The organism is Hydrogenophaga taeniospiralis CCUG 15921, from assembly GCF_001592305.1.
In the GTDB taxonomy this organism is placed as follows: domain Bacteria; phylum Pseudomonadota; class Gammaproteobacteria; order Burkholderiales; family Burkholderiaceae_C; genus Hydrogenophaga; species Hydrogenophaga taeniospiralis.
Genome location: NZ_BCWR01000016.1, coordinates 62,825 through 88,889, shown reverse-complemented (window position 1 = coordinate 88,889; position 26,065 = coordinate 62,825). Strand labels below are relative to the sequence as shown.

Sequence of the window (26,065 nt, the reverse complement as noted above, 5' to 3'; positions counted from 1 at the left end):
AACCTGGTTCGTAGAAGGCTTGTGCCGGTTTTTTTACAGCCCACACTTTTGGAACATCGTCCATGTCCCATTCCCCCATGATTGAAGCGCGGCCTCTGCCCGCCCGCAAGAAGCGCTCCATGTCCTGGAACAGCCGCGAAGGCCGCAGCGTCATCTACCAGGTGGTCGCCATCGCATCGGTGGTGGCCCTGGTCTGGCTGCTGGTGCGCAACACGCTGCGCAACATGCGCGAGCGCGGCATCCAGAGCGGTTACGACTTCATGGGTCAGCCTTTTGGTTTCGACATCAGTGAAGCCATGATCCCGTACGACGTGGCGAGCACGTACTGGACCGCGTTCTCCATCGGCATGCTCAACACCCTCAAGGTCGCCATGATCGGCATCGTGCTGGCCACGATCCTGGGTACCTTGCTCGGCGTGGGCCGCTTCTCGCCCAACTTCCTGCTGCGCAAGATCTGCTACGGCTACGTGGAGTTCTTCCGCAACATCCCCATCTACCTGCAACTGCTGATCTGGTACATCGTCTTCACCGAGGTCCTGCCCAGCTTCGAGAACGCCTGGCAGGTGGGCCACGTCTACCTGAGCAAGGGCGGTTTCTCCTTCCCCTGGCCGATCTGGCAGCTCGGGCAGACGCTGGCCCTCATAGGCCTGCTGCTCGGTGTGGCGGGGTCCTACGTCTACGCCCGCAAGGCTCAGAAGCATTTTGACCTCACGGGTCAGCAAAGACCCGTGCTGCTGGTGTCGCTGGCGCTGATCGTCGGTCTGGCGGTTCTGGGCTGGCTGGCCGGCGGCGCCCCCACCGGCTGGAATCTGCCGGTCAAGGGCGCCTTCCAGATCGAAGAGGGGGCCGCCTTCAGCCCCGAGTTCCTCGCGGTGCTGATCGGTCTGGTGCTCTACACCGCGTCGTTCATCGCCGAGATCGTGCGTTCCGGCATCTCGTCGGTGTCACTGGGCCAGCACGAGGCGGCCGCCTCGCTCGGCCTGGGCAAGCGCCAGGCGATGCGGCTGGTGGTGTTGCCACAGGCCCTGCGCGTGATCATTCCGCCGCTGACCAGCCAGTACCTGAACCTGACCAAGAACTCCTCGCTCGCCGTGGCCGTCGGTTACCCGGACTTGGTCTCCATCGCCAACACCACGCTCAACCAGACCGGCCGCGCCATCGAAGCCCTCTCGATCGTGATGCTGGTCTACCTCACGCTCTCGCTCGTCACATCGGCGTTGATGAACTGGTTCAACGCCAGTGCGGCCATCCAGGAGCGCTAACCATGCAACAGATTTACCAACCGATTGACGCACGCCCGATGCCGGGCCTGAGCACGGGCGTCCTGGCCTGGCTCAAGACCAACCTGTTCTCCAGCACAAGCAACAGCATCAAGACCCTGATCGTGGCGGCGCTGGCGCTGTGGGCCATCTACGGCGCTGCCGGCATAGGAATCGCCCATGCGGTCTTCAGCGCCGATCTGGAGGCCTGCAACAGCATGCGCGGCATCGGTGCCTGCTGGGGTGTGATCGCCGAAAAAGGCCGCCTGATCGTGATGGGCCGTTACCCGGATACCGAACACTGGCGCCCGGTGATCGCCACCGCGCTCATGCTGGGCGTGGTGGGCATCAGCTGCATGCCGCGTTTCTGGAACCGCTGGCTCGGCCCCATCTGGCTGGCCATGCTGGTGGTCTATTTCGTGCTCATGAGGGGCGGCGTGCTCGGTCTGACCCGTGTCGACAACGACCAGTGGGGCGGGCTGCCGCTGACCGTGATGCTGACCGTGGTGTCGATGACGATGGCGTTTCCGCTCTCGATCTTCGTGGCGCTGGGGCGGCGCTCCAACATGCCCGCCATCAAGACCCTGTGCACGCTCTACGTGGAGCTGATCCGCGGCGTGCCGCTGATCACGGTGCTGTTCATGGCCTCGTTCATGCTGCCGCTGTTCATGCCCGATGGCGTGCAGATCGACGTGCTGATCCGCGTGCTGGTGGCGATCACGCTGTTCTCGGCGGCCTACATGGCCGAGGTGGTGCGCGGTGGCCTGCAGGCCCTGCCCAAGGGCCAGACCGAGGCCGCGGCCACGCTGGGCCTCACCTACTGGCAGGCCCAGCGCAAGATCGTGTTGCCGCAGGCGCTGTCCATGGTGGTGCCTTCGCTCATGAACACCTTCATCGGCATGTTCAAGGACACCTCGCTGGTCACCATCGTGTCCTTGTACGAATTGGCTGGCGCGGTTGAGCTTGCGCTCAACGCCGACGCCGACTGGCGCCCGTTCAAGCTCGAAGCCTATTTCTTCATCGCGTTGATCTATTTCGTGTTCTGTTTTGCCATGTCGCGCTACAGCCTGTGGGTGGAAAAACGCACCGCCGTCAGCAAAGTGAGATGACCCCCTGCGCCGCTTCGCGTCTCCCCCCTGAAAGGGGGGCGTCACCAGCCGTCTGGCAAAGCCAGCCCGGCGGTGACTCTGGGAGGAAACCCCTCGCGTGCCATCCATCACACATTGAACAAGTCGAGTCTCTTTTCGAAAGCCTCTCATGACCCAACAAGAAGCCCCCATCATTCATTTCGAAGGCGTCAACAAGTGGTACGCCAGCAATGGCTACCACGTGCTGCGCGACGTCAACCTCAGTTTCGCCAAGGGCGAGAAGGTCGTGATCTGCGGCCCCTCGGGCTCGGGCAAGTCCACCCTGATCCGCTGCGTCAACGCGCTGGAGGAATACCAGGAGGGCAAGCTCACGGTGGACGGCACCCTGGTCGGCGACGACCTCAAGGGTGTCGACAAGGTGCGCCGCGAAGTGGGCATGGTGTTCCAGCAGTTCAACCTGTTCCCGCACTTGACCGTGCTGGAAAACCTGATCCTCTCGCCCACCTGGGTGGCCAAGCTGCCACGCAACGTGGCGATCGAAAAGGCCATGGTGCAGCTGGAGCGCGTGCGCATCGCCGAACACGCCCACAAGTACCCGCTGCAACTCTCGGGCGGCCAGCAGCAACGCGTGGCGATTGCGCGTGCGCTGTGCCTCACGCCCAAGATCATGCTGTTCGATGAGCCCACCTCGGCGCTCGACCCGGAGATGATCAAGGAAGTGCTGGACGTGATGATCGGCCTGGCCGACCAGGGCATGACCATGTTGTGCGTGACGCACGAAATGGGTTTCGCCAAGGCGGTGGCCGACCGCGTGATCTTCATGGACCAGGGCCAGGTGGTGGAGCAGAACACCCCGACCGAGTTCTTCAACCACCCGCAGACCGACCGCAGCAAGGACTTTCTGTCCAAGATCCTCGGGCATTGAGCCCCCTTGCGTTCTGTCACCGTTGGTGACAGCCCGGGGCTCCGCCGCTGCGCGGGTCGCTACTCCGCTCAGACGTGGCGTCGCGGGCCGGCGGGCGGCGATTCGGGCATGGCCGCATCGGCCCGCTGGTGGAGCGCTTCGATGATGTGACAGTGGTCGTCGGAGCCATCGCAGCGGTTGCGCAAGGCGAGCAGGTCTTTCTCCAGCGCGCGCAGCTCGCGCAGCCGCTGCCGCACATGGCCCAGGTGTTCATCGAGTGCGGTGCTGGCGGTGGCGCAGTCGGTCTTGTTGTTCAGGTCCAGCGCCAGCAGGGTGCGCACCTCGTCCTGTGACATGTCCATGGCCCGGCACTGGCGCACGAAGCGCAGGCGGTGGATATCGGCCTCGCTGTACAGGCGGTAGTCGTTGCCGGCGCGGGTCTGGGCCTGCAGCAGGCCCTCGCGCTCGTAGTAGCGGATGTTGGCCGTGCTCACGCCGGATTGCCGGGCGGCCTCGCCGATGCGGTGCTGTGGCGTCGTGGACAAAGATGCTGCCGTCATGCTTGACCTTCAAGTGGCTTCAAGGTTTCCAATCATGGCAGACCTCCCGCCCACCGGCGCACCGCCCTCCACGAAAACCCTCCACCATGGCCTGTTCCTGCTCCACCGGCTGCTCCTCCGAAGCGTCCACAAACCCCACCCTGCTCGACCCGCGCTGGCGCCGTGCGCTGTGGATCGCCCTGATCCTGAACGCCGCGATGTTCGGCGTCGAGCTGGTGGCAGGCCTGCAGGCCGGCTCGGTCTCGCTACTGGCCGACGCGGTGGACTTCGCCGGCGACGCCGCCAACTACGGGCTGTCGCTCGCCGTGTTCGGCATGGCAATGGTGTGGCGCAGCCGCGCGGCCTGGATCAAGGGTGCCACCATGTTCACCTATGGTGTGTTCGTGCTGGCGCGCGCCGGCTGGACACTGCACGCCGGCAGTGTGCCCGAGCCCCTGACCATGGGCGTGGTCGGCTTCGTCGCGCTGCTGGTCAACGCAGGGGTGGCGGTGTTGCTCTACCGCTTCCGCAGTGGCGACGCCAACATGCGCAGCGTGTGGCTGTGTTCACGCAACGACGCGCTGTCCAACCTCGCGGTCATGGGTGCGGCGCTGGGGGTGTTCGGCACCGGTTCGGCCTGGCCCGATCTTGGCGTGGCCGCGGTCATGGCGGCGCTGGCCATCAGCGCGGGCATCTCGGTGCTGCGCCAGGCCCGGGGCGAACTTGCCGGCCTGCCGGCCCGAGCCCAGGGCCACGTGCACTGACCCGCGCAGCCGGGCAGGGCGGCAACCGTCCGTCGGCCCCGGCCGGACCTGCTGAAAGAACGTCGGCCCCCGAACGACCAACGGCCTCCGTCCCCCCAGGAGACCACCATGCCCCGCACCCGCCACCATCCGACCCCAGGCACCCCACCGGGCTGCCCCACCGCGCTGCGGCGGCCAAGGCTGTGGTTGGCGCTGCTGGCCAGCGCCGCCGTCTCGCACAGCGCGAGCGCCCAGACCTGCGAGGCCAGCACCGGCCCGCAACCGCCCGCCGTGGTGGAGCTCTACACCTCCGAAGGCTGCAGCTCCTGCCCGCCGGCCGACCGCTGGCTCTCCGGCCTGAAAGAGCAGGACGGCGTGGTCGCGCTGGCCTTTCATGTGAGCTACTGGGACCACCTCGGCTGGCTGGACCGTTTCGCCACACCGCAGACCACGGCCAGGCAGCACCAGATCAAGGCGGCGCTCGGGGGCCGATACGTCTACACGCCCCAGGTGGTGCTCAACGGCCAGGACCACCGGAACTGGCCCGGGCAGACCGCCCAGCAGTTACCCCGCCTGCCAGCGGCGCAGGCTCCCGGTCTGCGCCTGCGCCGCGAGGGCCACCAGGTCACGGCCCACATCGCCGCCAGCAGCGGCCAGCTCGCGGGCTACTGGGCGGTGCTGCGGGACGGTTTGAGCAGCCGGGTCACGCGCGGCGAAAACGCGGGCGAACACCTGAAACACGACCACGTGGTGGGCCTGTACCGGCCGGTGCCGGCCTGGTCGGCCGCACAGGCGCACAGCGTGCAGCTGGACCTGCCGGCGGCCGCCAGCGGTCTGCGTGTGGCCTTCGTGGTCACCGACAGCGGCGGCAACCGCCCCGTGCAGGCACTGGTGCTGCGCTGCTCATGAGCCCTGCCCCCCCACCCGTGGATCCCGGCATTTGATCTCGCGCATGGAACTTCCCTCCAGCCAGCCGTATCATTCCTGCGCATGCGCCACCTCCTCATCGCCTTCCTGATCGCCCTGCTGCCCCTGCGTGGCTGGGTGGGCGACGCCATGGCGGTTTCCATGCTCACGGCACCAGGCGTTGCGCACGCCGGCTGTGCCGAGCAGGTGGCTCCACCGGATCTGGCAACGGCGCCGCAGGCAGCCGCCTCGCACAACATGGCGCTGCAAGACGCAGCCACCACGCCGGCACAGGACGACGGTGCACAGGCGCACAGCGCCTGCGACGTCTGCAACGGCGCGGCGATGAGCCTGCCGGCCCCGCGCGGCGTGCCCGCACGGCAGGCCCACCCGCGGCCCGCGCCGCACACCGTGTGGTTCGCGAGTTCCGAGCCGCAGCCGGGCCACAAGCCGCCCATTGCCTGAGTTCACACGCCCTGGGTGCGCTTGCCGCCACCCGACGGCGCCAGCCGCCGTTGTCCGCACCGCGTGCGGCCTCCCCGAGCCTTTCGACGCGGACATGCGCGGCACCGTTCGCGCGCAACCCACAGCCCGCCCTGTCCCTTCTTCCATTTCCGGAGTCACCATGCAAAGACGTTCCCTTCTCCTCGCCACCGGCCCCGCCCTGCTGGCCACCGCCCTGCCCGCCTGGGCCGCCCCACCCGCCGCCAAAGACCTGCCAGTGCTGCAGGTCTGGAAAGACCCGAGCTGCGGCTGCTGCAAAGACTGGGTCAGCTACCTGCAGCGCGACGGCTTCCAGGTCCAACTCTTCGAGACCGGCAACACCGCGGTGCGCAAGCGCCTGGGTCTGCCCGACAAATACGCCTCGTGCCACACGGCGCTCATCGGTGGCTACGTGGTCGAAGGCCATGTGAACGCTCGTGAAATCCGCCGCCTGCTGGCGGAAAAGCCCAAGGCCATCGGGCTGTCGGTGCCGGGCATGCCGGTGGGCAGCCCGGGCATGGACGGTGCCGTGTACGGCGGCCGCAAAGACCCCTACGACGTGGTGCTGGTGCTGCCCGACGGCAGCGGCCAGGTCTACCAGTCCTATTTCCGCGGTTGAAGACCACCTGCCTCCCGGAGAACCCCATGAAGAAACTCCTGGCACTCACCGCCACCACCCTCGCCCTGCTGGGCCACGCCGCGCCTGCTCTGGCGCAGAACCCGTCGCCTCCAGCCCCAGCGGCACCCGCCACCACAGCCGCCGCCCCCGCCGCGAGCGGCCTGCCCTGGGTCGCGGCCGAGGTGCGTCGCGTGGATGCCCGCGCGGGCAAGATCACGCTGAAACACGGCGAGATCCCCAACCTGGAGATGCCGCCCATGACCATGGTGTTCACAGTGCGCGACCCGGCCCTGCTGGAGCCGCTCAAACCGGGCGACCGTGTGCGCGTCACCATCGACAAGCAGTCGGGCAGCTACCGGGTGATGGAACTGCAACGCAGCGAATGAAGGCCGCGCGAACCTTAAGAAAACTTAACAGTGGATACCGATAGATAGCCGATCAAAACGGGCGTATTCGGGGTTTTGCGCCGGCGCCGACATCCGATACTGGGTTGGGTAGATCGGCATCCGCACATCAGGGATGCCGTCCATTTCACACAACCTTTCGAGGTGTTCACATGCGCACCAATTTGCCCGTCACGCACCAGGAGTTCGTCATTCCGGACGGGGTCACGCTCGTCTCCACCACCGATCTGCAGAGCCACATCACCTACTGCAATCCGAATTTCGTGGCGGTCAGCGGCTACAGCCGCGAGGAACTGCTCGGCCAGCCACACAACATCGTGCGCCACCCCGACATGCCCGCCGAGGCCTTCCGCGACATGTGGGCCACGCTGCAGAGCGGGTCGCCCTGGTCGGCCATGGTGAAGAACCGGCGCAAGAACGGCGACCACTACTGGGTACTGGCGAACGCCACACCGATCGTTGAAAACGGTCAGCCCGTGGGCTACATGTCGGTGCGCACCAAACCGACACGCCAGCAGGTGGAAGAAGCCGAAGCGCTGTACCAGCGCATGCGCTCGGAAGCCGAAAGCGGCCGGCCACGCATCGCGCTGCACCGCGCCCGGGTGGTGAGCACCGGTTGGCGCGGCGCATTGCAGCACTGGACCCGCCCGACCCTGGGCCGCCGTATGGGAGCCATCACCCTCGCGTTGGCGTTTCTGGTGCAGATGCTCGAAAGCGCCACCGAAGGCATGCCCCAGGCCGTGCACTACGCGGCGTTTGGCGCCACCGCCGCGCTCGCGATCATGGCCTCGGCCTTCATGCGCCGCCTGATGGTGCGGCCCGTGGAAGACGCCGTGCGTTTCGCCAACCAGATGGCCGCTGGCGACCTCTCGGCGCGTTTCCAGGGACAGCTGACCGGTGAACTGGGCGACTTGGCGCGCGCGCTGAACCAGCTCAACGTCAACCTGCAGGCCGTGGTCACCGACGTGCGCCACGAAGTGGAAGGTGTGCAGGTCGCGTCCGGCGAGATCGCCAGCGGCAACCACGACCTCTCGGCGCGCACCGAATCGCAGGCCAGCAGCCTGGAAGAAACGGCGGCTTCGATGGAGCAGCTGACCAATACGGTGGCGCAGAGTGCCAGTTCGGCGCGCGAAGCGGGCGTGCTGGCCGGCCAGGCGACGCAGGTCGCACGCGAAGGCAACGAGGCCATGGGCGCGGTGGTCACCACCATGGACGATATCAGCCGCTCGTCCAGCCGCATCGGCGAAATCATCCAGGTGATCGACAGCATTTCGTTCCAGACCAACATCCTCGCGCTCAACGCCGCCGTGGAGGCGGCGCGGGCCGGTGAGCAGGGCCGCGGCTTCGCGGTCGTGGCCGCCGAGGTGCGCAGCCTGGCGCAGCGCACGTTGGGCGCCGCCAAGGAAATCAAGCTGCTGATCGACACCTCGGCCAGCCAGGTCTCGCAGGGCAGCCAGCTGGTGCACAACGCCGGCAAGACCATGGGCAACATCGTCAGCGCGGTGCAGCAGGTCAACACCCTGATCGGCGAGATCACGGGCGCCACGCGCGAGCAGTCCCTGGGGCTGTCGCAGATCAACCAGGCGGTGGTGCAGCTCGACACCGTGACGCAGCAGAACTCGGCCATGGTTGAAGAACTGGCCGCGGCGGCCAGTTCGCTGCAGAGCCAGGCCCAGGTGATGCACGACGCGGTGCAGATCTTCCGCTTGAGCAAACAGCCCGCACCCAGCCACGCCTGAGCACCTGTTCTCGGTCCTCCCGGGTCGCGTCGGGATGCCGTCGGAGCACCCCCGTGGCGCGTCGAGCGCCACCGGGACGCCGCGGCTGCGTGCTAAGGTAGCGCAATGCCCCACAACATCCGCTACACCCTGCTGTCGCTGCGCGATCTGGCGGTGTCCTTTGGCCCGTTCGCGCTGTTGACCATCGCCCTGCTCGCGCTCACCTACTGGTGGCTCGACCCCAACCCGCCCAAGCGCGTGGTGCTGGCCACCGGCCCGGCGCAAAGCGCCTACGACGAGTTCGGCAAACGCTACGCCGATGCGCTGGCGCGATACGGCATCACCGTGGAACTGCTGCCCTCCGAAGGCTCGTCGGCCAACCTCGAACTGCTGCGCACCGGCCGCGCCGACCTGGGGTTCGTGCAAGGCGGCAGCGCCGACATCGGTTACGACGACGAGGAGTCGATCTCTTCGCTGGGCAGCCTGTTCGTCGAACCGCTGTGGCTGTTCTACCGGGAAGACTCGGCGCAGCGCCTGAACCAGACGGACACCATCACCACCCTGACCGAACTGCAGGGCTGGCGCGTCAACGTGGGCACACCGGGCAGCGGCGTGCCGCGCCTGTTCTCCACCCTGCTCGACGTCAACCGGGTGGAGCGCGACCAGCTCCACCTCAGCGAACTGGAACAGACCCCGGCCACCGTCGCCTTCCTGGACGGCCAGCTGGACGCGGTGGTGTTCGCCTCGGCCCCCGAGTCGCTCATGGTGCAGATGCTGCTGCAGTCGCCGGGCATCAAGCTGCTGGACTTCGCGCAGAGCGAGGCCTATTCGCGCCGCTTCGGGTACCTCACCCCGGTGGTGATGCCGCAAGGGGTGGTCGATCTCTCCAAGAACATCCCCACGCACGACATGCGGCTCGTGGCCTCCACCACCAGCCTGCTGGCCGGCAGCAAGACCCACCCGGCCATCCTGCAGCTGTTCGCCCAGACCGCCACCGGTTTGCACGGGGGCGCTGGCTGGTTCAGCCGGGCCCGCGAATACCCCAGCCTGGAGCACAGCGAGGTGCCGCTGTCGCCCGAGGCGGTACGCGCCATCCGCAACGGCCCACCCTTCCTGCAACGCTACCTGCCGTTCTGGCTGGCCAACCTGGTCGAGCGCATGTGGCTGGCCATGGGCCTGATCATCGCGCTGGCGCTGCCGCTCTCGCGCATCGTGCCGCCGCTCTACACCTTCCGCATCCGCTCACGGGTGTTCCGCTGGTATGCCGAGCTGCGCGACATCGAGCAGCGCAGCGAAGGCTCCGCCGACCCAGGCGGCACGCCGGTACAGGAACTGCTCGACCAGCTCGACGCGATGGAACTGAAAGTGGAAAAAATCGTGGTGCCCCTGTCGCACACCGACGAGCTCTACGCCCTGCGCAACAACATCCACCTGGTGCGCAAGAAGCTGTTGCGCAAAGCCTGAGCAACGCGAGCGACACCCACAACCCGCACCGCAGGCACAACGCCTACTGCTGCCGGGCGCTGTTGATCCAGGCCTGGCGCGCCACGGCGTCCAGCGCGTCGTCGACCATGCCATGGTCGGCCACCACGCGCAGCCGGTCCTGGGCCAGCAGGCGCTCCACGCCCCGCTTCGTCATGGACAGGGAGCGCCCGTCCGCCCCGGTGAACAGGAACATGGTCCCGTGCGGGCTGGCCCAGGTCACCTGGCAACGCAGCGCACGGCCCTCATGCCACACATCCACCCAGGCGCCCACGGGCAGGACCTGCACCTGCTCATCGGCCATTTCCTCTTTGAGATCGGCCCAGTCGCGCGGCAGGATCTCGGTGTCCACAAAGGCCGGCTGCGTGTCCACCAGCGCGTCTTCCATGAAGCCGGTATCGCGCGCTTCACCCGGGTGCATCCAGAGATCGTCGCCGTCCGGCTCGAACTGCACGCTCGGTGGCGTGTCCTCGACGGGCTCGTTGCGCTGGGTCTTGTACGCGGCCTCGTGCAGCCCCATCAGGGCCGCGAAAAACGCCTCGGTCTGGGCGCGCGGGTAGTCGATGGCGTCCAGCCCCTCGCGCAAGGTGCGCAGCAGACCGGGGATGACCTTGATCAGGCGTGGCCGGTTGCGGCTGGCCTGCGCCAGTTGGGAAGACCACAGCAGGTCGGGCAGGATCTCGGTGTAGCGCACCGCAGGCGCCTGGGCCGACGCCAGGGAGGCGGGCGTCGGTGGCTTTTCGGCCGCGTCCATGCGGGCCTGCGCCACCACCTGCGACCAGGGACCGGTCAGGAAACGCCGCACCACACCGGGCGCACGCTCGAAATCGTTGCGCGCGCGGAACTCGGCCGCCACCCGCTCGGCCAGCAGGTTGCGCTGTTCCACACGCATCAGGGTCTGCACGGCCAGCCCGCGGGCCTGCGCCTGCCTGGGCGGCATCGCCTCGGCCTGCGAACGCGTCAGCCGCTCCAGCAAGGCGGGAAAACGGTCCGGCAGATCGGCGCCCGGGGCCTGCAGGGCGCCCACGACGTCGCGCACCTGCGAGGCGAATGCGGCATATCCCGAGTCGTGTTCGCTGGTGAACGCCAGGCCGCGCTCGGCGATAGCGTCGAGCAGGCGGCGCGCGGGGTTGTGCCGGTCGGCAAAAAAACGGGGGTCGCTGCGCGCGAGCTGCAAAAGCGCCGGCTTCAGGCCCTGCAGCATGTCGCGCAAGGGGGCCAGCAGCCGTTCATCGGTGGTCAGGCGCCGAAGCATCAGCGTGACCACCTCGGCCGCCAGGGTGCGCACCATGGCGTTGCCCGAGCCTGAGGCGCCCTGGTCGCTGGGGCTGTTGCCCGCCTGGTCGAGATTGCCCACCAGCAACTGGTGCAGGTGGTCCAGGGTGAGCAGCGCCTCGGGGCCGCGCACCGCTTCCGTCGAAACCGATTCGCCGCGAACACCACCCTCGGTGCCCGCCGCAGCCGGTGCCCGGCCCTGGGGCGTCTGGATCACGGTGTAGCCCGCGGGCACGACGCCCCAGCTGTCGAGCAGCGCGCTCAGGCGCGCGTACATGCCCTGCAACTCCTCACCGAGGGCCACGGCGCCGGTCTGCAACCAGCGCGAACGCACCGCCGGGTCCACATGCAAACCGTTGAGCGCACGCATCAGGGCCGTCACCACCACCTCCGAGCGCAGCGGGTTGGCCTCGATGCGCACCCGCTGCAGGCCACGGGCGCGGCTCATGCGCGCGTTGAGTGCGACCAGTTCCTCGTCGGCCGACATCTTGATCACCTGCTGCACGCGGGCGAGCTCCACCGTCTCCTGCACCTGCTCATCGCCCATGAGCTCCAGCTCGTCGAAGCTCAGCGACTTCAGGCTGCGGACCTTGCTGGCGGTCGATGGCAAAGCGCCTTCCACCGATTCGGCGAAGGCTTCCAGGAAGCGTGCCGCGATCACCTCGCGGTGGCTCTCCAGCGTGGTCCGGGCCTGACCCAGGGCCTGCTTTTCATGCAGATGGCCAGCAGCGCTTTCGCGTTGCTGCAATGTTTCGTGCAATCGGGTCAGCCAGCGGGGGATCCACTCGCGCGTCTGCACGAGGGCTTCTTTCAGGCAGGCGTCAAAGGACTCGTTCGGGCTGCTGTCCATGCGACCGGGTACCTTTCATCTCCGATGAGGAGTGAGGGTTGGCATGCCTTGCATTATGACCACCCGGGCCGGAGCGCGAAACCCGGAGGTGCGCCCCCAAACCCGCCAGTTCAGGGCTTTGCCAGCAGCGCCTGCCATCCCGAGGCGCCCAGCGCTCGCAGGGTCTGGATGTTGCGTTCGACGATCGCGTCGGCGTCCCCGCCATCGGAAGCCACCGCTCGCGCCACGCTGTCCTCGCGCAGCAGGTGCAGCGTGGGATACGGCGCGCGGTTGGTCGCGTTGCTGATGTCGTCGGGCGCCACTCCCTCGAACTGGAACTGGGGGTGGAAATTCGCGACCTGGATCACGCCTTCAAGCTCGTGCTCGGCCACCACGTCGTCCACCACGCCCATGAAGTCGTTGAAGACCTCAAAGTCCGGGAACAGCGTGGGGTGCACCAGCAGCGTGGTATCGACCTCTTCCGCCGGCGTGTTCACCAGCAGGTCCAGTTCACGGTCCAGCTCGTCTAGAAACGCATCCAGATGCCGCGCCCGGCTCACCACGATGCGCACCTGGTTCTTCACATAGACCGACCGCGCGAACGGACACAGGTTCAGTCCGATCACAGCCTTCTCAATCCAGTGGCGGGTGTCGGCAAGAACGGTGGCGTCGGCAATGTCCATGAGAGCAATTGGAGAAAAAGGGAAGTTAACCGGGAACGCCGCGGAACTGGCTTTGCCAGGCCGCAGGCGTTGCCCCCCAGCGGGGGGTGACGCGCCGCAAGGCGCGGCGCGGGGGGCGTCTTACTTCAACGCCTTGTAGCGGAACCGATGCGGCCGCGCACCCTCTTCGCCCAGGCGCTTCTTCTTGTCGGCTTCGTATTCCTGGTAGTTGCCGTTGAAGAACACCCACTGGCTGTCGCCTTCGGCCGCCAGGATGTGGGTCGCGATGCGGTCGAGGAACCAGCGATCGTGGCTGATCACCAGCGCGCAGCCGGCGAATTCCAGCAACGCGTCTTCCAGCGCACGCAGGGTCTCCACGTCCAGGTCGTTCGAGGGCTCGTCCAGCAGCAGCACGTTGCCACCTTCGGCCAGGGTCTTGGCCAGGTGCAGGCGACCGCGTTCACCGCCCGAGAGCGTGCCCACGCGCTTTTGCTGGTCGCCACCCGAGAAGTTGAAGCGCCCGCAATACGCGCGGCTGGGCATCTGGAACTTGCCCACGGTGATCATGTCCAGACCGCCCGAGATGTCTTCCCAGACGGTCTTTTCGTTGGACAGGTCGTCACGGCTCTGGTCCACCACCGCCATCTTGACGGTCTGGCCGATCTTGACTTCGCCGCTGTCGGGCTGTTCTTTACCCGAGATCAGCTTGAACAGCGTGGACTTGCCCGCGCCGTTGGGGCCGATGATGCCGACGATGGCGCCGGCCGGAATCTGGAAGCTCAGGTTGTCGATCAGCAGGCGGTCACCGAAGCTCTTGGAGACGTTCTTGAACTCAATGACTTCGTTGCCCAGGCGCTCGGCCACGGGAATGAAGATCTCGTTGGTCTCGTTGCGCTTCTGATACTCGACGTCGCTCAACTCCTCGAAGCGGGCCAGACGCGCCTTGCTCTTGGCCTGGCGGCCCTTGGGGTTCTGGCGCACCCACTCCAGCTCCTTCTTCATGGCCTTGGTGCGCGCGTCTTCGGTGCGCTGCTCCTGCTCCAGACGGGCTTCCTTCTGCTCCAGCCAGGTGGAGTAGTTGCCCTTGTAGGGGATGCCGTGGCCGCGGTCGAGTTCGAGAATCCACTCGGCCGCGTTGTCCAGGAAGTAGCGGTCGTGGGTGATGGCGACCACCGTGCCCGAGAAGCGCTTGAGGAACTGCTCCAGCCACTCGACCGATTCGGCGTCCAGGTGGTTGGTGGGTTCGTCAAGCAGCAGCATGTCGGGCTTGGACAGCAGCATGCAGCACAGGGCCACACGGCGCTTTTCACCGCCGGAGAGCAGACCGATCTTGGCGTCCCAGGGCGGCAGGCGCAGCGCGTCGGCGGCGATCTCGAGCTGGTGTTCGCTGTCGGTGCCCGAGGTGGCGATGATGGCTTCGAGCTGGGCCTGTTCGGCCGCCAGGGCGTCAAAGTCGGCGTCTTCTTCGGCGTAGGCCGCGTACACCTCTTCGAGCCGCTTCTGGGCGGCGCGCACGCCGCTCATGCTGGCCTCGACCGCCTCGCGCACGTTCTGCTCGGGGTCGAGCTGGGGTTCCTGTGGCAGGTAGCCGATGCGGATGCCCGGCATCGGGATGGCTTCGCCCTCGATTTCCTTGTCGAGGCCGGCCATGATCTTGAGCAGCGTGGACTTGCCCGAGCCGTTGGTGCCGAGCACCCCGATCTTGGCGCCGGGGAAGAAAGAGAGCGAGATGTCCTTGAGGATCTGGCGCTTGGGCGGCACGATTTTGCCGACCCGGTTCATGGAGAAAACGTATTGAGCCATGGCGTATGTCTGTCCGAGTGATCTGCGGCCGAAAGGCCGCGCAACCCATGATTATCCCAGCATGCGACAATACGGGCTGTTGGGCACTTCAGTAGGCCCGGCACCAGCACAATGCTGGGGGTGTGCACCAGCCACTGGCCGCCACCCACCTTGTGAATCCATCAGCCCCAGACTGACCGGCCGCCGCCCTCCTACACAGAGGACAGCAACCGGAGTGGCCGATGCCCCCAGCGCCCTGGACGGGCGCCTCACCAAGCAATGAACTTCGAAGAACTGAATCTGGCCCCGGCCATCGTGCAAGCTGTGCGCGAGCACGGTTACGAAACCCCCACCCCCATCCAGGCCGAGGCGATTCCCGCCGTGCTGGCCGGGCGCGATCTGCTCGGTGGTGCCCAGACCGGCACCGGCAAGACCGCCGCCTTCACCCTGCCCCTGCTGCACCTGCTGAGCCAGGGCGAACGCGCCAAGAACCGTTTCGGCGGCGTGGCGATTCGCGCCCTGGTGCTCACGCCCACCCGCGAGCTGGCCGCCCAGGTCGAAGAGTCGGTGCGCACCTATGGCAAACACCTCTCGCTGACCTCCACCGTCGTGTTCGGCGGCGTGGGCATGAACCCGCAGATCAACGCCATGAAAAAGGGCGTGGACATCCTGGTGGCCACCCCCGGGCGCCTGCTCGATCTGCAGCAACAGGGTTTCCTGGACCTCTCCGGCGTGCAGATGCTGGTGCTGGACGAAGCCGACCGCATGCTCGACATGGGCTTCATCCACGACGTGAAGAAGATCCTGGCCCTGGTGCCAAAAGAAAAGCAGAGTCTGCTGTTTTCAGCCACCTTCAGTGATGAAATCCGCGACCTCGCCAGCGCGCTGCTGAAAGATCCGCTGCACATCCAGGTGACCCCGCGCAACACCACGGTGCAGCGCATCAGCCAGGTCATCCACCCGGTGGGCCGCGGCAAGAAAAAAGCCCTGCTGGTCCACATCATCAATCAGCACAACTGGAGCCAGGTGCTGGTGTTCACCCGCACCAAATTCGGCGCCAACAACGTCGCCGAGTACCTGACGAAGAACGGCATCCATGCCATGGCGCTGCACGGCAACAAGAGCCAGGGTGCCCGCACCCAGGCGCTGGCCGGTTTCAAGAGTGGCGAGATCCGTGCCCTGGTGGCCACCGACATCGCCGCGCGCGGCATCGACATCGACGAGCTGCCGCACGTGGTGAACTACGAGATCCCCAACGTCAGCGAAGACTACGTGCACCGCATCGGCCGCACCGGCCGCGCGGGCAACAGCGGCGAAGCCATCAACCTCGTGAGCCTGGACGAAGAAGGTTTCATGATGGACATCGAGCGCTTCACCAAACAGCAGATTCCGGTGCAGATCTTCCAGGAGTTCATGCCCGAGCCCGGAGAGAAAGCCGAACCCATCGCCATGGGCCGCCAGACCATCTGGGGCGGCGCCGGCAAGCCGCCGAGCCGCGACGTGATGGCCGCCGCCGCCAAGGCCGCGCGCACCGAGATGCTGCAGCGCGTGCGCGAGAAGAAAGCCGATGCGCCACAGGGTGGCCGCGGCAACGGCGGTGGCCAACGCCCGCGCCCGGCCGGTGACGGCGGCCAGGCCGACGGCCCGCGCGGCGAAGGCCGCCGCGCCCAGGGAGGCCAGCGCCCCAACGGCAATGGCAATGGCCAGCCGCGCAACGGCGGCAACCGCAACGGCGCACAGGGCCAACGCCCGCCGCGCCAGGCCCAGGGCGACCGCATGGACCGGGGCGACCGCCCCGAGCGCGGCGACCGCGGCCCGGCGCGTGGTGAAGGGGGTGCCGAGCGCCAGCCCGGACCCAACGCCCACCTGGGCAGCCTGCGCATCCGCGAACCGCGCCCACGCACCGCCGCCCCGGGTGGCCAGCCCGACCCGCTGCGCACCAGCATCGACTCGATGCGCACCGGCAACCGCGGCAACCGCTCCGGCCAGGGCCGTGGCGGCCCGGGCCGCAACAGCGACGCGCCGCGTGGAGGCCCGGCCGACCCGCTGCGCACCAACTTCGGCCGCATTCGGTAAAGCCTCTCTACACTACAGTGCGGTCATGGAACCCGACCGCACGCCTCCCGTCCCGCCCATCCCTGTCGCCCCGTCTGCCATCACCGGCAACGGGGCGCAGTCACGTTTTGCCACCCTCATGGTGGCGACCTGCAACCTGCTCAACCTGGCGCAACCCGGTCGGCACTTCTACGCCGGCCAGGACCCCTACAGCCAGAACGAGTTCGAGCGCAAGGTCGAGTGGCTGGGCGCACGCTTCAAGGTGCTCAACGCCGACGTGATCGCGGTGCAGGAGGTGTGGGACGAGGTTGCATTGCGCGCGGCGGTGGCACACAGCGGCCTGCAATATGGCTTCGTGAGCGTGCCGGGCGCGGAAAACGGCCTCGGCCAACACGGAGCACAGGGCACGCCAAGGGTCGGCATCGTCAGCCGCCTCAAGGTGGAGTCGGTCACATCGCTGGCCGATTTTCCGGCCGCCGCGGTGGTCGATGTACCGGGCATCGGGCCGCACAACCGGTTCGAGCGCCCACCGTTGCTGGCCACCCTGCGCATGAAGCACGGCCAAGCTGTGGGCGTGATCACGGCGCACCTGAAGTCCAAACGGCCGAAGTACCTGCAGGATGCCGAGGGCAGGCCGCTGGAAGACCCGGCCGACCCCGCCGTGCAGGCCATCGGTTCGCTGCGTTCGCTCATCATGCGCGCGGGCGAGGCGCTGGCGCTGCGCCTGAAGGTGGTGGAGCTGCTGCACCGCACGCGGCTGCCGCTGATCGTCATGGGCGACCTGAACGACGGACCGCACAGCGTCACTACCCAGCTCATCGCCGCCACCTCGCAGGTGGCCTACGACAAGGGCGCGCGCGACAACGCACTCTTCAGCGCCTGGGACGTGATGGGCGAGGCCGCGCTGCGCCGCGACGTGGCCTTCTCGCACATCCACCAGGGCTACCCCGAGGTGCTCGACCAGGTGCTGGTGAGCGAGGAGTTCGTGGCCACCAGCCGCGCTTCCATCGGCGACGTGAAGCGCGTCGAGGTGTTCAACGACCACCTGTTCGAGGGCCGCGACCGCAGCCGCAGCGATCACGGGTTTGTGCGCGCGCTGCTGCGCTTGCGCCTGCCGGACCCGGCACCACCGGATTGAACACCGAAACGGACCGCATCGGCGAATCGGTGCCGATGCGTCACCGGCTCTTTTGCTCGTCCACAAAGCAAAACAGTCCTGTTCTAATTGGCGATCGGTACGGAACACGACCCATCCTGCCCCATGAAACTGCTGCTTGCCGAAGACGATGCCATGCTGGGCGCCAGCATGGAAAAAGGCCTGACACTGGCCGGATTCACACTGGACCGGGTACACGATGGCCAGCATGTGCTGAACGCGCTGGAGAGCCACAGCTACGACGTGATCCTGCTCGACATCGGGCTGCCCAAGATCGACGGTCTGCAGATATTGCGGCGCATGCGCCAGCAAGGCCTGCAGACCCCGGTGCTGCTGGTAACCGCGCGGGACGCCGTGCATGATCGGGTGACCGGTCTGAACCTGGGCGCGGACGACTACCTGAGCAAACCCTTCGACCTGGACGAGCTCATCGCCCGCATCCACGCGCTGGCGCGGCGGCAGGCCGGTCGAAGCCAGCCGCAGCTCCAGCTGGGCCGGCTGCAGCTCGACCCGATCGAGAGACAGGCCCGGCTCGGCGACACCGTGCTGGCGCTCTCGCCGCGCGAGTTCGACCTGCTGGAAACACTGATGCGGCAGCCCGGTGCGGTGCTGTCGGTGGATGTGCTGGAAAAGCAGCTCTACACCTGGGGCAACGAAGTCTCCAGCAACGCCGTCGAGGTGCACCTGCACCACCTGCGCAAGAAGCTGGGTGAGCCCTGGATCGTCAACGTGCGGGGCGTAGGCTACAAACTGGTGCAACCCGCTTGAACTCCATCCGCTCGCGCCTGTTGTTCTGGCAGATCTCCGCCCTGCTGCTGACCGCGGTGGTGGTCGGAATTCTGACGTTCCGGCTCGCCTGGGGGGGATTCAACGATGTGCGGGACCAGGGGCTCGAACAGATTGCCCAGACAGTGTTGCGGCACGACAAGACCTTGAAAACCGGTGGTGTCGGCTCCACACCACCTGCGCCATCGGAACCGTCCATTCTCGAGAAAAAGTGGTTCGCCGAAGACGAGTACCTGGACCAGTTCGTCAGCCAGATCTGGAGCGAGCGTGGGCTGTTGCTGTATTCGTCACTGCGCGAGGTCGGGCCACCGATGCAGACACCGGGCCACCACATCGTCACCTGGCACGGTCAGAGCTGGCGTCTCTTCACCTTGCCCCAGGGGGACAACATCGTCCAGGTGGCCGTCACCACCCATGTCCGGCGGCAGCACTTCTATGAGCTGACCGCATGGCTCCTGATCCCGCTGGGCGTTCTGGTGGTGGTGCTGGGCATGCTGATCCACCAGGCGGTGCTGCGCTCGCTGCGCCCGCTCGAAGACATGCGCCGCGAACTGGGCCAACGCGATGTCGCGGACCTGCACGCGGTACCCACCACCGGGCTACCCACGGAGATCGCTCCGCTGGCCGAGACCCTGAATCAACTGCTCACGCGCCTGGACACCCTGCTGGCCAACCAGCGGCGCTTTCTCGCCGACGCCGCGCACGAACTCAACACGCCGCTGGCCGCCGTCAAGCTGCAGGCCCAGCTGGTGCGGCGCACGCCGGAACCCGAACGGAGCGCCGCGCTTGATGAACTGGACCGGGGCATCGAGCGCACCACCCACCTGGTGTCCCAGCTGTTGCAACTGGCACGGCTGGAACCCGACGTCCGACACCCCGAGCATTCCAGGGTGCGGCTCGATGATCTGGTGCGCGAGGTGGTGGTGTCCTTTGCGGCGCGCGCCGTCGAACACCGCATCGATCTGGGGCTGACCTCGGCCGAACCGGCGCTTGTGTGGGGCGATGCGCAGGCGCTGCGGACCATGCTGGACAACCTGGTGGACAACGCCCTGCGCTATGCCGGTGAAGGGGCCCGCGTGGACCTCGCCCTGCGCGTGGAGGACCCGCATGCGGTGGTGGAAGTCATCGACAGCGGCCCGGGCATCGCGGCGGTGGACCGCGAACGGGTGCAGGAGCGTTTTGTCCGGCTCGACCAGGGGCAGTCCACCGGCAGCGGTCTGGGCCTGGCGATCGTGAAGAGCATCGCCGATCTGCATGCGGCCCGGCTTGAGATGACCAATGCGCCCTCGGGGGGCTTGCTGGTGCGGATCCGCTTTCCGATGGCGGCCGACACCCTGCCCCCCAGCTGAGCCCCGATCGCTCAGACCGGCACGCTCGGGCGCTCAGCCCCGCTTCTGGATCGTGCCGCTGAAGTAGCGCTCGCGCACACGCCGGGCCGTGCGCCACAGGATCGGCGGGGCAAAGTCCTGGCCCATGCGCCAGAGAACGCCCTTGAACTCCTCGGTAGGGCGCGCCTTGAAGATGGTGGTGTGGATGCCATCGGCCTCGCCCTTGGGCCGGCCATTGGAGTAGTAATACAGTGCCAGCGACTTGCGGGTCATGTCTTCGGGGCAGTTCAGGGGATCGGGGTGCCCGTGGAACGATTCGCTGGTGGTGGAAAAGATGGCCAAGCGGTTGAACACCGGCAGGATCTTGTCCCCACAGAACGAGGTGTCCTTGTTCCACAGCTCCAGATGGCCGCCGTACTCCTCTTTCCAGTCTTTGTTCAGGTACAGAAGAATGTTCACGCGGCGGTCCAGGAACGTGGCGTCGTGGTGGTTGAAGTCGGCATGCAGCTTGAGCAGGCCGCCCTTGCGGATCTGGTGCAGACCGCCACCGCGCAAGGCGGGGTCGGGAATCAGGTTCGGAATGCCGGTGACTTTTTCCAGGAAGCGCAGGAATGGCAGGGAATGCAACTGGTAGAACAGGTTGCGGGTCACCGGTCCGAATTTGGTTTCGTCGGCACACACCAGCTTGATCTCGGTCTGGCGGTTGTAGTTGTGCCAGTCGATGTCACCGGGCTTGGGGAATTCGCTCAACACCGCTTCCGCCACGTCTTCGGGCAGAAAGTTGTCGAACGCGATATGGGGAAACGGAGACCCCTGCGCGTATTTGTCGGCGCTCTCGGCCGCCAGGGCCGTGTATTTCGGGTCATCAAAAACAAAGCGGGTGCTCAATCCGTGTGCTGCCATTGTGTGCTCCTCGACACTGTTCGTTCACATCCATGCCGCGAGCCCTCCATAGATCCGTGTCAATAGCACCTCCGAGTGAATTGAACGTCTGCCCAAGTCGCAGCCAACCGGGCAATGTAAAGAAACGAAACTTAAGAATCACTTAAGACACATCCAGCCTGGACGCTCCATCCGCAGGGCGTGCATGGAGCCGGGTCGTGCTTCAGCGCCCGCCACATTGACGACGCGGACACTCGCGCCAGCGCAAACCGTGCGATCGGAACGGAAGTAGAGGAAAGGATGGAACGCCTCAGGCGAAGCGCAGCATCGCCACCGGCGGCAGGTCGTTGGACACGCCTTGCCAGTGCTCGCCCGCGTCGGCGCTTAGCCACAGGCCACCGGTGGTCGAGGCCATGGCCAGGGTCTGGCCGTCGGCGCTGACGTCCAGACCGTGCCGATAGACCAGGTGGTACGCATGGGCCTGCGGCAGCCCGCTAGAAAAGGCCTGGAAGCTGGCACCGCCGTCGTCGGTGCGGTTCACCACCATGCGGCCGTCCACCGGGATGCGGCAGGCATCGGCCTGCGCCGGCACGAACCAGGCGCGCCGGGGGTTCTGCGGATCACAGGCCACCGCGAAGCCGAAGCCGGACGGCGCAGGGGCGTCGATGCCCGTCCACTGCTGGCCGCCGTTGTCCGAGCGGTAGATGCCGCAGTGGTGCTGCACCCAGAGCACATCCGGGCTCGCGGCGCACTGCACCAGGCAGTGCGGGTCTTGCGCATTGCCGTCGTCGGCGTTGTCGGCCGGCAGGTAATCGGCCTTCATGCCGCTGGCGGTGAGGGCCCAGTGCTCGCCGCCATCGCGCGTCTGCCAGACGCCGCCGCAGGACACGGCCACGGTCACATGGCGAGAGTCCCTGGGATCCACCACGATGGAGTGGATGCCCGCATGGTCGTAACCGCCACCCATCCAGTCACGGCGCCCAGGCTGTTCCCACAGCGCGGTGTTGAGCGTCCAGTTGGCGCCGAAGTCGGTGGATCGGAACAACCCGGCCGGGATGCAGCCGGCCCACAGAACACCGGGTTCATCGGCGCCACCGGCCGCTAGCGTCCAGATCAGGTCCACGCTCCAAGGCGTGGTGTCATCGGCCAGGGGACCTTCGGTGGGCTTGGGGGGAAAGGCCGGTGCAGCGATCTCTTGCCAAGTCTGGCCCTGGTCAGCGCTGCGGCGCAGCTTGACGCCGAAATGGCCCATGCGCAGCGCGGCGTACCAGGCCCCATCGCGAGCATCGGCCTGCACGCTGGTGACGGGCTCACCCGCAAAATGGTGGGCGGCAATGGCCCAGTCCGTGCCCGCACCGCGCAACACGAACAGACCTTTGCGGGTGGCGACCAGAAGTGGCTGCATGTCGGGCTCCTTGATTCGATGGGGGAACTCAGCCGCCGCTCAGCGCCTGCACAACCAGCACCTTGTCGCCGGCCACCAGCGCCTGGTTCAGCGCCACGCGGTCCTGCACCATCTGCCGGTTGACGAACACCGCCACGTGTTTGCGCACCGCGCGCTGGTCGTCAAACACGTAGTGCGCGAGCTCTGGGGCGGCTCTCAGCGCGGTCTCCAGCACCTCACGCAAAGTGCCGGGCACGACCTGCTGCGGCGCGCAGTCCACATGGCGGCGCAGGCTGGGGGCAAATTCGACGTGGACCATGGTGGCAGACGGGCGGGTCCGCCAGTTTCAGCCATTGCCCGGGCGTGTGCAAGCGGTGCCCGCGGGGCGTGTAAGCCGTGGCCCGGTTTACCTCTCAGCAGGTTGGGCCGCGGGCCGGAATCACCCTCGCACGAACAAGGTCACCAGCGGCTCGTCCCCCACCTGCCGGCTCCAGTGGCCGTGCAGGGTCGGGTCGAACGTGGCGCCCTCGGGCAAGGTGTCGGCGGAATAGAAATGATCGCCCGGGCCAAAGACGCGCGAGCTGCCATCCTGCAGGCCGATCTCCATCTGCCCCTGCAGTACGAACAGCCACTGCGGCGCACCGGTGCAATGGAATGGGCTGCGAAAGCCCACCGGACTCTGGCGCAACTGGTAGCCCCCGCTGGCCATGAGCGGCGACAGCCGGGCCGCGGGCGTGCCCTCGGTCAAGGGCACGACCTCCTCGCGGAATTTCGCCCGGCCATCGCTGTCGGTGTACAGCACCACCTTGTTGAACTGACTCATCACACGCTCCTCGGATTGGAGCCCTGTTGTATCAGATGGCCTGACCAGATGGCCTTTCATGGCCCGCCCGCTGCAGCGGCGCCAGAAACGACAACAGCCTGGTGGCCACAAGCCACCAGGCTGTCAAGCCGGCATCGGGTGATCAGTTCACCGACTTCGCGGAGTAGCGGTTCGGGTACAGCTCGTTGAGCTTCTGGCCGGTTTCGCCATTGGCCACGATGTCGCCCGTGCGCTGGGCTTCAATCAGTTCGGCGCGGACTTCGGCGCGGGTCTTGCCCTGAGCCATCACCTCGGTGGCGTAGCGGCCGGGGTACACCTGGTTCAGCTTTTCGCCGGTTTCGGCGTTGGCCACGATGTCGCCGGTGCGAACCGCTTCGCGCAGCTCGGCCTGAACTTCTGCACGCGTCATGGCCTGGGCCACGGCTTGGGCGGGGTAGTTCTGCGGATGGAGCTGGCTCAGCGTTTCACCGGTTTCGGCGTTGGCCACGATGTTGCCGGTGCGCACCGCTTCGCGCAGTTCGGCCTGGACTTCGGCGCGGGTCTTGCCCTGGGCAAGCACCTCGGCGGCGTAGCGGCCCGGGTACACCTGGTTCAGCAATTCGCCGGTTTCGGCGTTGGCCACGATGTTGCCCGTGCGCTGGGCTTCCAGCAGTTCGGCGCGAACCTGTTCGCGGGTCTTGGCCGTTGCGGGGTCGGCCGCCAGGGCGTGACCGGCGGACAGGGTGGCGATGGCGAGGGTGATGGCGGTGAAGTAAGAGCGTTTCATGACAAGTTCCTTTCAGGGTTGGTGGGGCTGGAAAGGCCGCGAAACACATCAAGGTCTGCCCAGCATCGAAGCGTTGAATGAGGTCTTGCGCTGCGATGGGGTGAACTTTAAAGTTTCCGTTTCCATAGAAAAACAGGCAAATCCTCTTTGATATATTGCTGAAACAGAAATAATGGTCGCTTGAAACTCCGGAGACTGCCCTATGGACCGATTGACCTCCATGCGTGTTTTTCAGCGCGTGATCGACGAAGGCGGCTTTGCCGCCGCCGGTCGTGCCCTGGACATCTCCCCTGCGGTGGTGACCCGTCTGGTGGCCGATCTGGAGGAGCACCTGGGCACCCGGCTGCTGCACCGGACCACCCGCCGCCTGTCGCTCACCGAGGCGGGTGAGACCTACCTGGAGCGGGTGCGCCAGATCCTGCAGGACCTGGACGAGGCCCACGCGCTCGTGAGCTCGCACACGAACGAACTCGCCGGGGTGCTGCGCATCCTGGCCCCGCCGGTGCTGGCCACGCACGTCCTCGCGCCACTGGTGGCCGGTTTCCGCCAGGCCTATCCCAAAATCCAGCTCGACATCGAGGTGAACAACCACCGCGAGCCGCCGATCGAGGACTACGACGTCACCCTGCTCGGCGCCCCCACGTCCTTCGATGCCAACGTGATCGCTCGCAAGATCATCTCCGGCGAGGCCATCCTGGTGGCCTCGCCGGCCTACCTGGCACGCCGGCCCGCGCCCCAGACGCCCGCCGAGCTCGTCCAGCACGAGTGCCTGCGCATCAAACCCGACAACCACCGCAAGCTCGGCTGGCAGCTGTTCCGCTCGGACAAGGCCGATGAGGCGGTCGAAGTCGACGTGCCTGCCGTGCTCTGGACCAACCACACCGACACGCTGCTGCGCGCCGCGCTCGACGGCGCGGGCATCGCGGCGACCACGGTGGAACTGGCGGCGCCCCACCTGGCCAGCGGCGCCCTGGTTCGGGTGCTCGCGCCCTGGATCGCCGGCCGCTACACGCTCTACGCCGCGCTGCCGAGCCGCAAGTTCATGCCGCGGCGCACGCGCGTGTTTCTGGACTACCTGACGGTGCAGACCCAGCTGGCCGTGGTCAACGCCCTGGCCGCCTGCGACGCCTGCTGAAGCGGCAACCGGCCCGAGGGCTTACAACCCGTTTCACAAATATCCGCAGCGGTTCAACCCCGTTCGGCGATCCCGTTCGTTTCAGTGGGCTCCATCCACTTCTTCTGGAGCTTCCATGAAACCCCGTCCTTCCCCTCTTCAGCGCCTGGCCCTGCCCGCGCTTGCCGCCCTGACCCTGTTCAGCGCCCTGCCCGCCCAGGCGGTGGGACGGATCGCCGACGTCCACGTGATCGACCGCGACAGCGGTGAGGTGTTGCCGGTGATCCGGCACCGGGGCGAACATTGGGTGGCCGGCCGGCCGGGCGCGCGTTATGCCGTGTCGGTGCGCAACACCCTGGACACCCGCATCATGAGCGTGGTATCGGTCGATGGGGTGAACGTCGTTTCGGGCGAAACCGCCTCGTGGGGGCAGACCGGCTATGTGCTCAGCCCCTGGCAGCAGTACGACATCACCGGCTGGCGCAAGAGCGATGCCGAGGTGGCCGCCTTCCACTTCACCGCAGCGCCCGCCTCGTACGCCGCGCGCACCGGACGGGCGGCCCAGGTGGGCGTGATCGGGGTCGCTTTGTTCCGAGAAAAGGTGCCGGAGCCCGCCGCGATCGCACCCGAGCCCTACAGCCAGGCTCCCCTGCGTGAGCGTCTGGGCGCGGCGGAATCGGCCCAGGCCATGAACCAGGACAGCAGCGCTGCCCCGGGCAGCGCACCACCCCCACCGGCGCCCGCCGAGGCCACGGCCAAGGCACAGCTCGACGGGGGCCTGGCGCGCGAAGAATCCGTCGCATCGCGTCGCATGGCCCCCGCCCGCCCGGCACCCCGCCTGGGCACCGGCCACGGCGAGCGTGAGGGCTCGTGGGTGGGTCACACCACCTTCGAGCGCCGCAGCCAGCGGCCCGATGAACTGATCCGCATCCGCTACGACAGCCGCGAGAACCTGATCGCCATGGGCGTGATCCCCCCCGACGCGATGCCCCGCCGCCCCAACCCCTTCCCCGGCTCCCCCACCCCGCGCTACGCGCCCGATCCGAACTGAGCCGTGGGGCAGGATGCGCCACGGAGG

General features: G+C 67.0%; 26 protein-coding genes. 17 read left to right on the top strand and 9 right to left on the bottom strand.

The window, feature by feature from the left end; genetic code table 11:
• Positions 1–62 precede the first annotated feature (62 nt).
• The 3 genes from HTA01S_RS18555 (at position 63) to HTA01S_RS18545 (ending at position 3,272) form a co-directional block, all read left to right on the top strand.
• Positions 63–1,262, top strand: a complete 1,200-nt coding sequence (locus HTA01S_RS18555) for an amino acid ABC transporter permease (RefSeq protein ID WP_245638137.1) — start codon at positions 63–65, stop codon at positions 1,260–1,262.
• Between the two features lie 2 nt (positions 1,263–1,264).
• Positions 1,265–2,368 carry an amino acid ABC transporter permease gene (locus tag HTA01S_RS18550; protein ID WP_174545206.1) on the top strand — a complete coding sequence of 368 codons (1,104 nt, stop codon included), beginning with the start codon at positions 1,265–1,267 and terminating at the stop codon, positions 2,366–2,368.
• Between the two features lie 148 nt (positions 2,369–2,516).
• The gene (locus HTA01S_RS18545; RefSeq protein ID WP_068174231.1) at positions 2,517–3,272 is read left to right on the top strand and encodes an amino acid ABC transporter ATP-binding protein; all 756 of its coding nucleotides are present in this window, start codon (positions 2,517–2,519) and stop codon (positions 3,270–3,272) included.
• 68 nt (positions 3,273–3,340) lie between these two features.
• On the opposite strand, the gene HTA01S_RS18540 is transcribed toward HTA01S_RS18545, so the two are convergent.
• Positions 3,341–3,811: a Cd(II)/Pb(II)-responsive transcriptional regulator gene (locus HTA01S_RS18540; protein ID WP_068174230.1), complete on the bottom strand. Its 471-nt coding sequence runs from the start codon at positions 3,809–3,811 to the stop codon at positions 3,341–3,343.
• Between the two features lie 86 nt (positions 3,812–3,897).
• Here HTA01S_RS18540 and HTA01S_RS18535 point away from each other — a divergent pair, with 86 nt between their 5' ends.
• From HTA01S_RS18535 to HTA01S_RS18505, 7 genes are all read left to right on the top strand, one after another.
• On the top strand, positions 3,898–4,554 hold the full coding sequence (locus HTA01S_RS18535) for a cation transporter (RefSeq protein WP_068174229.1): 657 nt from the start codon (positions 3,898–3,900) through the stop codon (positions 4,552–4,554).
• A 108-nt stretch (positions 4,555–4,662) separates the two neighbouring features.
• Positions 4,663–5,442 carry a DUF1223 domain-containing protein gene (locus HTA01S_RS18530; protein WP_084236261.1) on the top strand — a complete coding sequence of 260 codons (780 nt, stop codon included), beginning with the start codon at positions 4,663–4,665 and terminating at the stop codon, positions 5,440–5,442.
• A gap of 81 nt (positions 5,443–5,523) precedes the next feature.
• Entirely contained in the window at positions 5,524–5,904 is a 381-nt protein-coding gene (locus tag HTA01S_RS18525; RefSeq protein WP_068174227.1) for a hypothetical protein, read from the top strand.
• A 160-nt stretch (positions 5,905–6,064) separates the two neighbouring features.
• Positions 6,065–6,541, top strand: a complete 477-nt coding sequence (locus HTA01S_RS18520; protein ID WP_068174226.1) for a DUF411 domain-containing protein — start codon at positions 6,065–6,067, stop codon at positions 6,539–6,541.
• A gap of 26 nt (positions 6,542–6,567) precedes the next feature.
• Positions 6,568–6,927, top strand: coding sequence for a copper-binding protein (locus HTA01S_RS18515; RefSeq protein WP_084236258.1), 360 nt, complete (start codon positions 6,568–6,570; stop codon positions 6,925–6,927).
• Positions 6,928–7,097: 170 nt separating this feature from the next.
• Complete coding sequence (locus HTA01S_RS18510; RefSeq protein ID WP_068174225.1) at positions 7,098–8,684, top strand: methyl-accepting chemotaxis protein; 1,587 nt, start codon at positions 7,098–7,100, stop codon at positions 8,682–8,684.
• A 105-nt stretch (positions 8,685–8,789) separates the two neighbouring features.
• Positions 8,790–10,127 carry a TAXI family TRAP transporter solute-binding subunit gene (locus tag HTA01S_RS18505; protein WP_068174224.1) on the top strand — a complete coding sequence of 446 codons (1,338 nt, stop codon included), beginning with the start codon at positions 8,790–8,792 and terminating at the stop codon, positions 10,125–10,127.
• Positions 10,128–10,170: 43 nt separating this feature from the next.
• Here the strand turns inward: HTA01S_RS18505 and HTA01S_RS18500 are convergent, their stop codons facing one another.
• The 3 genes from HTA01S_RS18500 to ettA form a co-directional block, all read right to left on the bottom strand.
• Positions 10,171–12,270, bottom strand: coding sequence for a DUF1631 family protein (locus HTA01S_RS18500; protein ID WP_068174223.1), 2,100 nt, complete (start codon positions 12,268–12,270; stop codon positions 10,171–10,173).
• Between the two features lie 110 nt (positions 12,271–12,380).
• Positions 12,381–12,932 carry a DUF1415 domain-containing protein gene (locus HTA01S_RS18495; RefSeq protein WP_157572181.1) on the bottom strand — a complete coding sequence of 184 codons (552 nt, stop codon included), beginning with the start codon at positions 12,930–12,932 and terminating at the stop codon, positions 12,381–12,383.
• Between the two features lie 120 nt (positions 12,933–13,052).
• Entirely contained in the window at positions 13,053–14,714 is a 1,662-nt protein-coding gene (gene ettA, locus HTA01S_RS18490; protein WP_068174222.1) for an energy-dependent translational throttle protein EttA, read from the bottom strand.
• A gap of 258 nt (positions 14,715–14,972) precedes the next feature.
• On the opposite strand from ettA, the gene HTA01S_RS18485 reads away from it, so the two are divergent.
• From HTA01S_RS18485 to HTA01S_RS18470, 4 genes are all read left to right on the top strand, one after another.
• Positions 14,973–16,769, top strand: coding sequence for a DEAD/DEAH box helicase (locus HTA01S_RS18485; protein ID WP_068174221.1), 1,797 nt, complete (start codon positions 14,973–14,975; stop codon positions 16,767–16,769).
• Positions 16,770–16,887: 118 nt separating this feature from the next.
• Positions 16,888–17,886: an endonuclease/exonuclease/phosphatase family protein gene (locus tag HTA01S_RS18480; protein WP_068174220.1), complete on the top strand. Its 999-nt coding sequence runs from the start codon at positions 16,888–16,890 to the stop codon at positions 17,884–17,886.
• Positions 17,887–18,009: 123 nt separating this feature from the next.
• Entirely contained in the window at positions 18,010–18,672 is a 663-nt protein-coding gene (locus HTA01S_RS18475) for a response regulator transcription factor (RefSeq protein WP_068174219.1), read from the top strand.
• Positions 18,669–20,039, top strand: a complete 1,371-nt coding sequence (locus HTA01S_RS18470) for a HAMP domain-containing histidine kinase (protein ID WP_068174218.1) — start codon at positions 18,669–18,671, stop codon at positions 20,037–20,039. The genes HTA01S_RS18475 and HTA01S_RS18470 overlap by 4 nt, the downstream gene beginning before the upstream one ends.
• Positions 20,040–20,072: 33 nt before the next feature.
• Here HTA01S_RS18470 and HTA01S_RS18465 read toward each other — a convergent pair whose 3' ends face one another.
• The 5 genes from HTA01S_RS18465 to HTA01S_RS18445 form a co-directional block, all read right to left on the bottom strand.
• A complete protein-coding gene (locus HTA01S_RS18465) occupies positions 20,073–20,921 on the bottom strand; it encodes a 2OG-Fe(II) oxygenase (protein ID WP_068174217.1) in 849 nt (282 codons plus the stop codon).
• Positions 20,922–21,210: 289 nt separating this feature from the next.
• Positions 21,211–22,305: a WD40/YVTN/BNR-like repeat-containing protein gene (locus tag HTA01S_RS18460; RefSeq protein ID WP_068174216.1), complete on the bottom strand. Its 1,095-nt coding sequence runs from the start codon at positions 22,303–22,305 to the stop codon at positions 21,211–21,213.
• A gap of 28 nt (positions 22,306–22,333) precedes the next feature.
• The gene (locus HTA01S_RS18455) at positions 22,334–22,603 is read right to left on the bottom strand and encodes a MoaD/ThiS family protein (RefSeq protein ID WP_068174215.1); all 270 of its coding nucleotides are present in this window, start codon (positions 22,601–22,603) and stop codon (positions 22,334–22,336) included.
• Positions 22,604–22,723: 120 nt separating this feature from the next.
• A complete protein-coding gene (locus HTA01S_RS18450; protein ID WP_068174214.1) occupies positions 22,724–23,107 on the bottom strand; it encodes a cupin domain-containing protein in 384 nt (127 codons plus the stop codon).
• Positions 23,108–23,249: 142 nt separating this feature from the next.
• Positions 23,250–23,873: a DUF4148 domain-containing protein gene (locus HTA01S_RS18445; protein WP_068174213.1), complete on the bottom strand. Its 624-nt coding sequence runs from the start codon at positions 23,871–23,873 to the stop codon at positions 23,250–23,252.
• Here HTA01S_RS18445 and HTA01S_RS25405 point away from each other — a divergent pair.
• From HTA01S_RS25405 to HTA01S_RS18435, 3 genes are all read left to right on the top strand, one after another.
• The gene (locus HTA01S_RS25405) at positions 23,872–24,024 is read left to right on the top strand and encodes a hypothetical protein (RefSeq protein ID WP_157572180.1); all 153 of its coding nucleotides are present in this window, start codon (positions 23,872–23,874) and stop codon (positions 24,022–24,024) included. The two genes, HTA01S_RS18445 and HTA01S_RS25405, sit on opposite strands and share 2 nt — an antisense overlap.
• Before the next feature lie 51 nt (positions 24,025–24,075).
• Positions 24,076–25,008 carry a LysR family transcriptional regulator gene (locus tag HTA01S_RS18440; RefSeq protein ID WP_068174212.1) on the top strand — a complete coding sequence of 311 codons (933 nt, stop codon included), beginning with the start codon at positions 24,076–24,078 and terminating at the stop codon, positions 25,006–25,008.
• Positions 25,009–25,123: 115 nt separating this feature from the next.
• A complete protein-coding gene (locus HTA01S_RS18435) occupies positions 25,124–26,038 on the top strand; it encodes a hypothetical protein (protein WP_068174211.1) in 915 nt (304 codons plus the stop codon).
• The last annotated feature ends 27 nt before the right edge of the window (positions 26,039–26,065 follow it).

Bases quoted from the DNA above. Each gene is read 5' to 3' on its own strand.
- HTA01S_RS18555 (WP_245638137.1), top strand. From the start codon at position 63: ATGTCCCATTCCCCCATGATTGAAGCGCGGCCTCTGCCCGCCCGCAAG.
- HTA01S_RS18550 (WP_174545206.1), top strand. From the start codon at position 1,265: ATGCAACAGATTTACCAACCGATTGACGCACGCCCGATGCCGGGCCTG.
- HTA01S_RS18545 (WP_068174231.1), top strand. From the start codon at position 2,517: ATGACCCAACAAGAAGCCCCCATCATTCATTTCGAAGGCGTCAACAAG.
- HTA01S_RS18540 (WP_068174230.1), bottom strand. From the start codon at position 3,811: ATGACGGCAGCATCTTTGTCCACGACGCCACAGCACCGCATCGGCGAG.
- HTA01S_RS18535 (WP_068174229.1), top strand. From the start codon at position 3,898: ATGGCCTGTTCCTGCTCCACCGGCTGCTCCTCCGAAGCGTCCACAAAC.
- HTA01S_RS18530 (WP_084236261.1), top strand. From the start codon at position 4,663: ATGCCCCGCACCCGCCACCATCCGACCCCAGGCACCCCACCGGGCTGC.
- HTA01S_RS18525 (WP_068174227.1), top strand. From the start codon at position 5,524: ATGCGCCACCTCCTCATCGCCTTCCTGATCGCCCTGCTGCCCCTGCGT.
- HTA01S_RS18520 (WP_068174226.1), top strand. From the start codon at position 6,065: ATGCAAAGACGTTCCCTTCTCCTCGCCACCGGCCCCGCCCTGCTGGCC.
- HTA01S_RS18515 (WP_084236258.1), top strand. From the start codon at position 6,568: ATGAAGAAACTCCTGGCACTCACCGCCACCACCCTCGCCCTGCTGGGC.
- HTA01S_RS18510 (WP_068174225.1), top strand. From the start codon at position 7,098: ATGCGCACCAATTTGCCCGTCACGCACCAGGAGTTCGTCATTCCGGAC.
- HTA01S_RS18505 (WP_068174224.1), top strand. From the start codon at position 8,790: ATGCCCCACAACATCCGCTACACCCTGCTGTCGCTGCGCGATCTGGCG.
- HTA01S_RS18500 (WP_068174223.1), bottom strand. From the start codon at position 12,270: ATGGACAGCAGCCCGAACGAGTCCTTTGACGCCTGCCTGAAAGAAGCC.
- HTA01S_RS18495 (WP_157572181.1), bottom strand. From the start codon at position 12,932: ATGGACATTGCCGACGCCACCGTTCTTGCCGACACCCGCCACTGGATT.
- ettA (WP_068174222.1), bottom strand. From the start codon at position 14,714: ATGGCTCAATACGTTTTCTCCATGAACCGGGTCGGCAAAATCGTGCCG.
- HTA01S_RS18485 (WP_068174221.1), top strand. From the start codon at position 14,973: ATGAACTTCGAAGAACTGAATCTGGCCCCGGCCATCGTGCAAGCTGTG.
- HTA01S_RS18480 (WP_068174220.1), top strand. From the start codon at position 16,888: ATGGTGGCGACCTGCAACCTGCTCAACCTGGCGCAACCCGGTCGGCAC.
- HTA01S_RS18475 (WP_068174219.1), top strand. From the start codon at position 18,010: ATGAAACTGCTGCTTGCCGAAGACGATGCCATGCTGGGCGCCAGCATG.
- HTA01S_RS18465 (WP_068174217.1), bottom strand. From the start codon at position 20,921: ATGGCAGCACACGGATTGAGCACCCGCTTTGTTTTTGATGACCCGAAA.
- HTA01S_RS18460 (WP_068174216.1), bottom strand. From the start codon at position 22,305: ATGCAGCCACTTCTGGTCGCCACCCGCAAAGGTCTGTTCGTGTTGCGC.
- HTA01S_RS18455 (WP_068174215.1), bottom strand. From the start codon at position 22,603: ATGGTCCACGTCGAATTTGCCCCCAGCCTGCGCCGCCATGTGGACTGC.
- HTA01S_RS18450 (WP_068174214.1), bottom strand. From the start codon at position 23,107: ATGAGTCAGTTCAACAAGGTGGTGCTGTACACCGACAGCGATGGCCGG.
- HTA01S_RS25405 (WP_157572180.1), top strand. From the start codon at position 23,872: ATGACAAGTTCCTTTCAGGGTTGGTGGGGCTGGAAAGGCCGCGAAACA.
- HTA01S_RS18445 (WP_068174213.1), bottom strand. From the start codon at position 23,873: ATGAAACGCTCTTACTTCACCGCCATCACCCTCGCCATCGCCACCCTG.
- HTA01S_RS18440 (WP_068174212.1), top strand. From the start codon at position 24,076: ATGGACCGATTGACCTCCATGCGTGTTTTTCAGCGCGTGATCGACGAA.
- HTA01S_RS18435 (WP_068174211.1), top strand. From the start codon at position 25,124: ATGAAACCCCGTCCTTCCCCTCTTCAGCGCCTGGCCCTGCCCGCGCTT.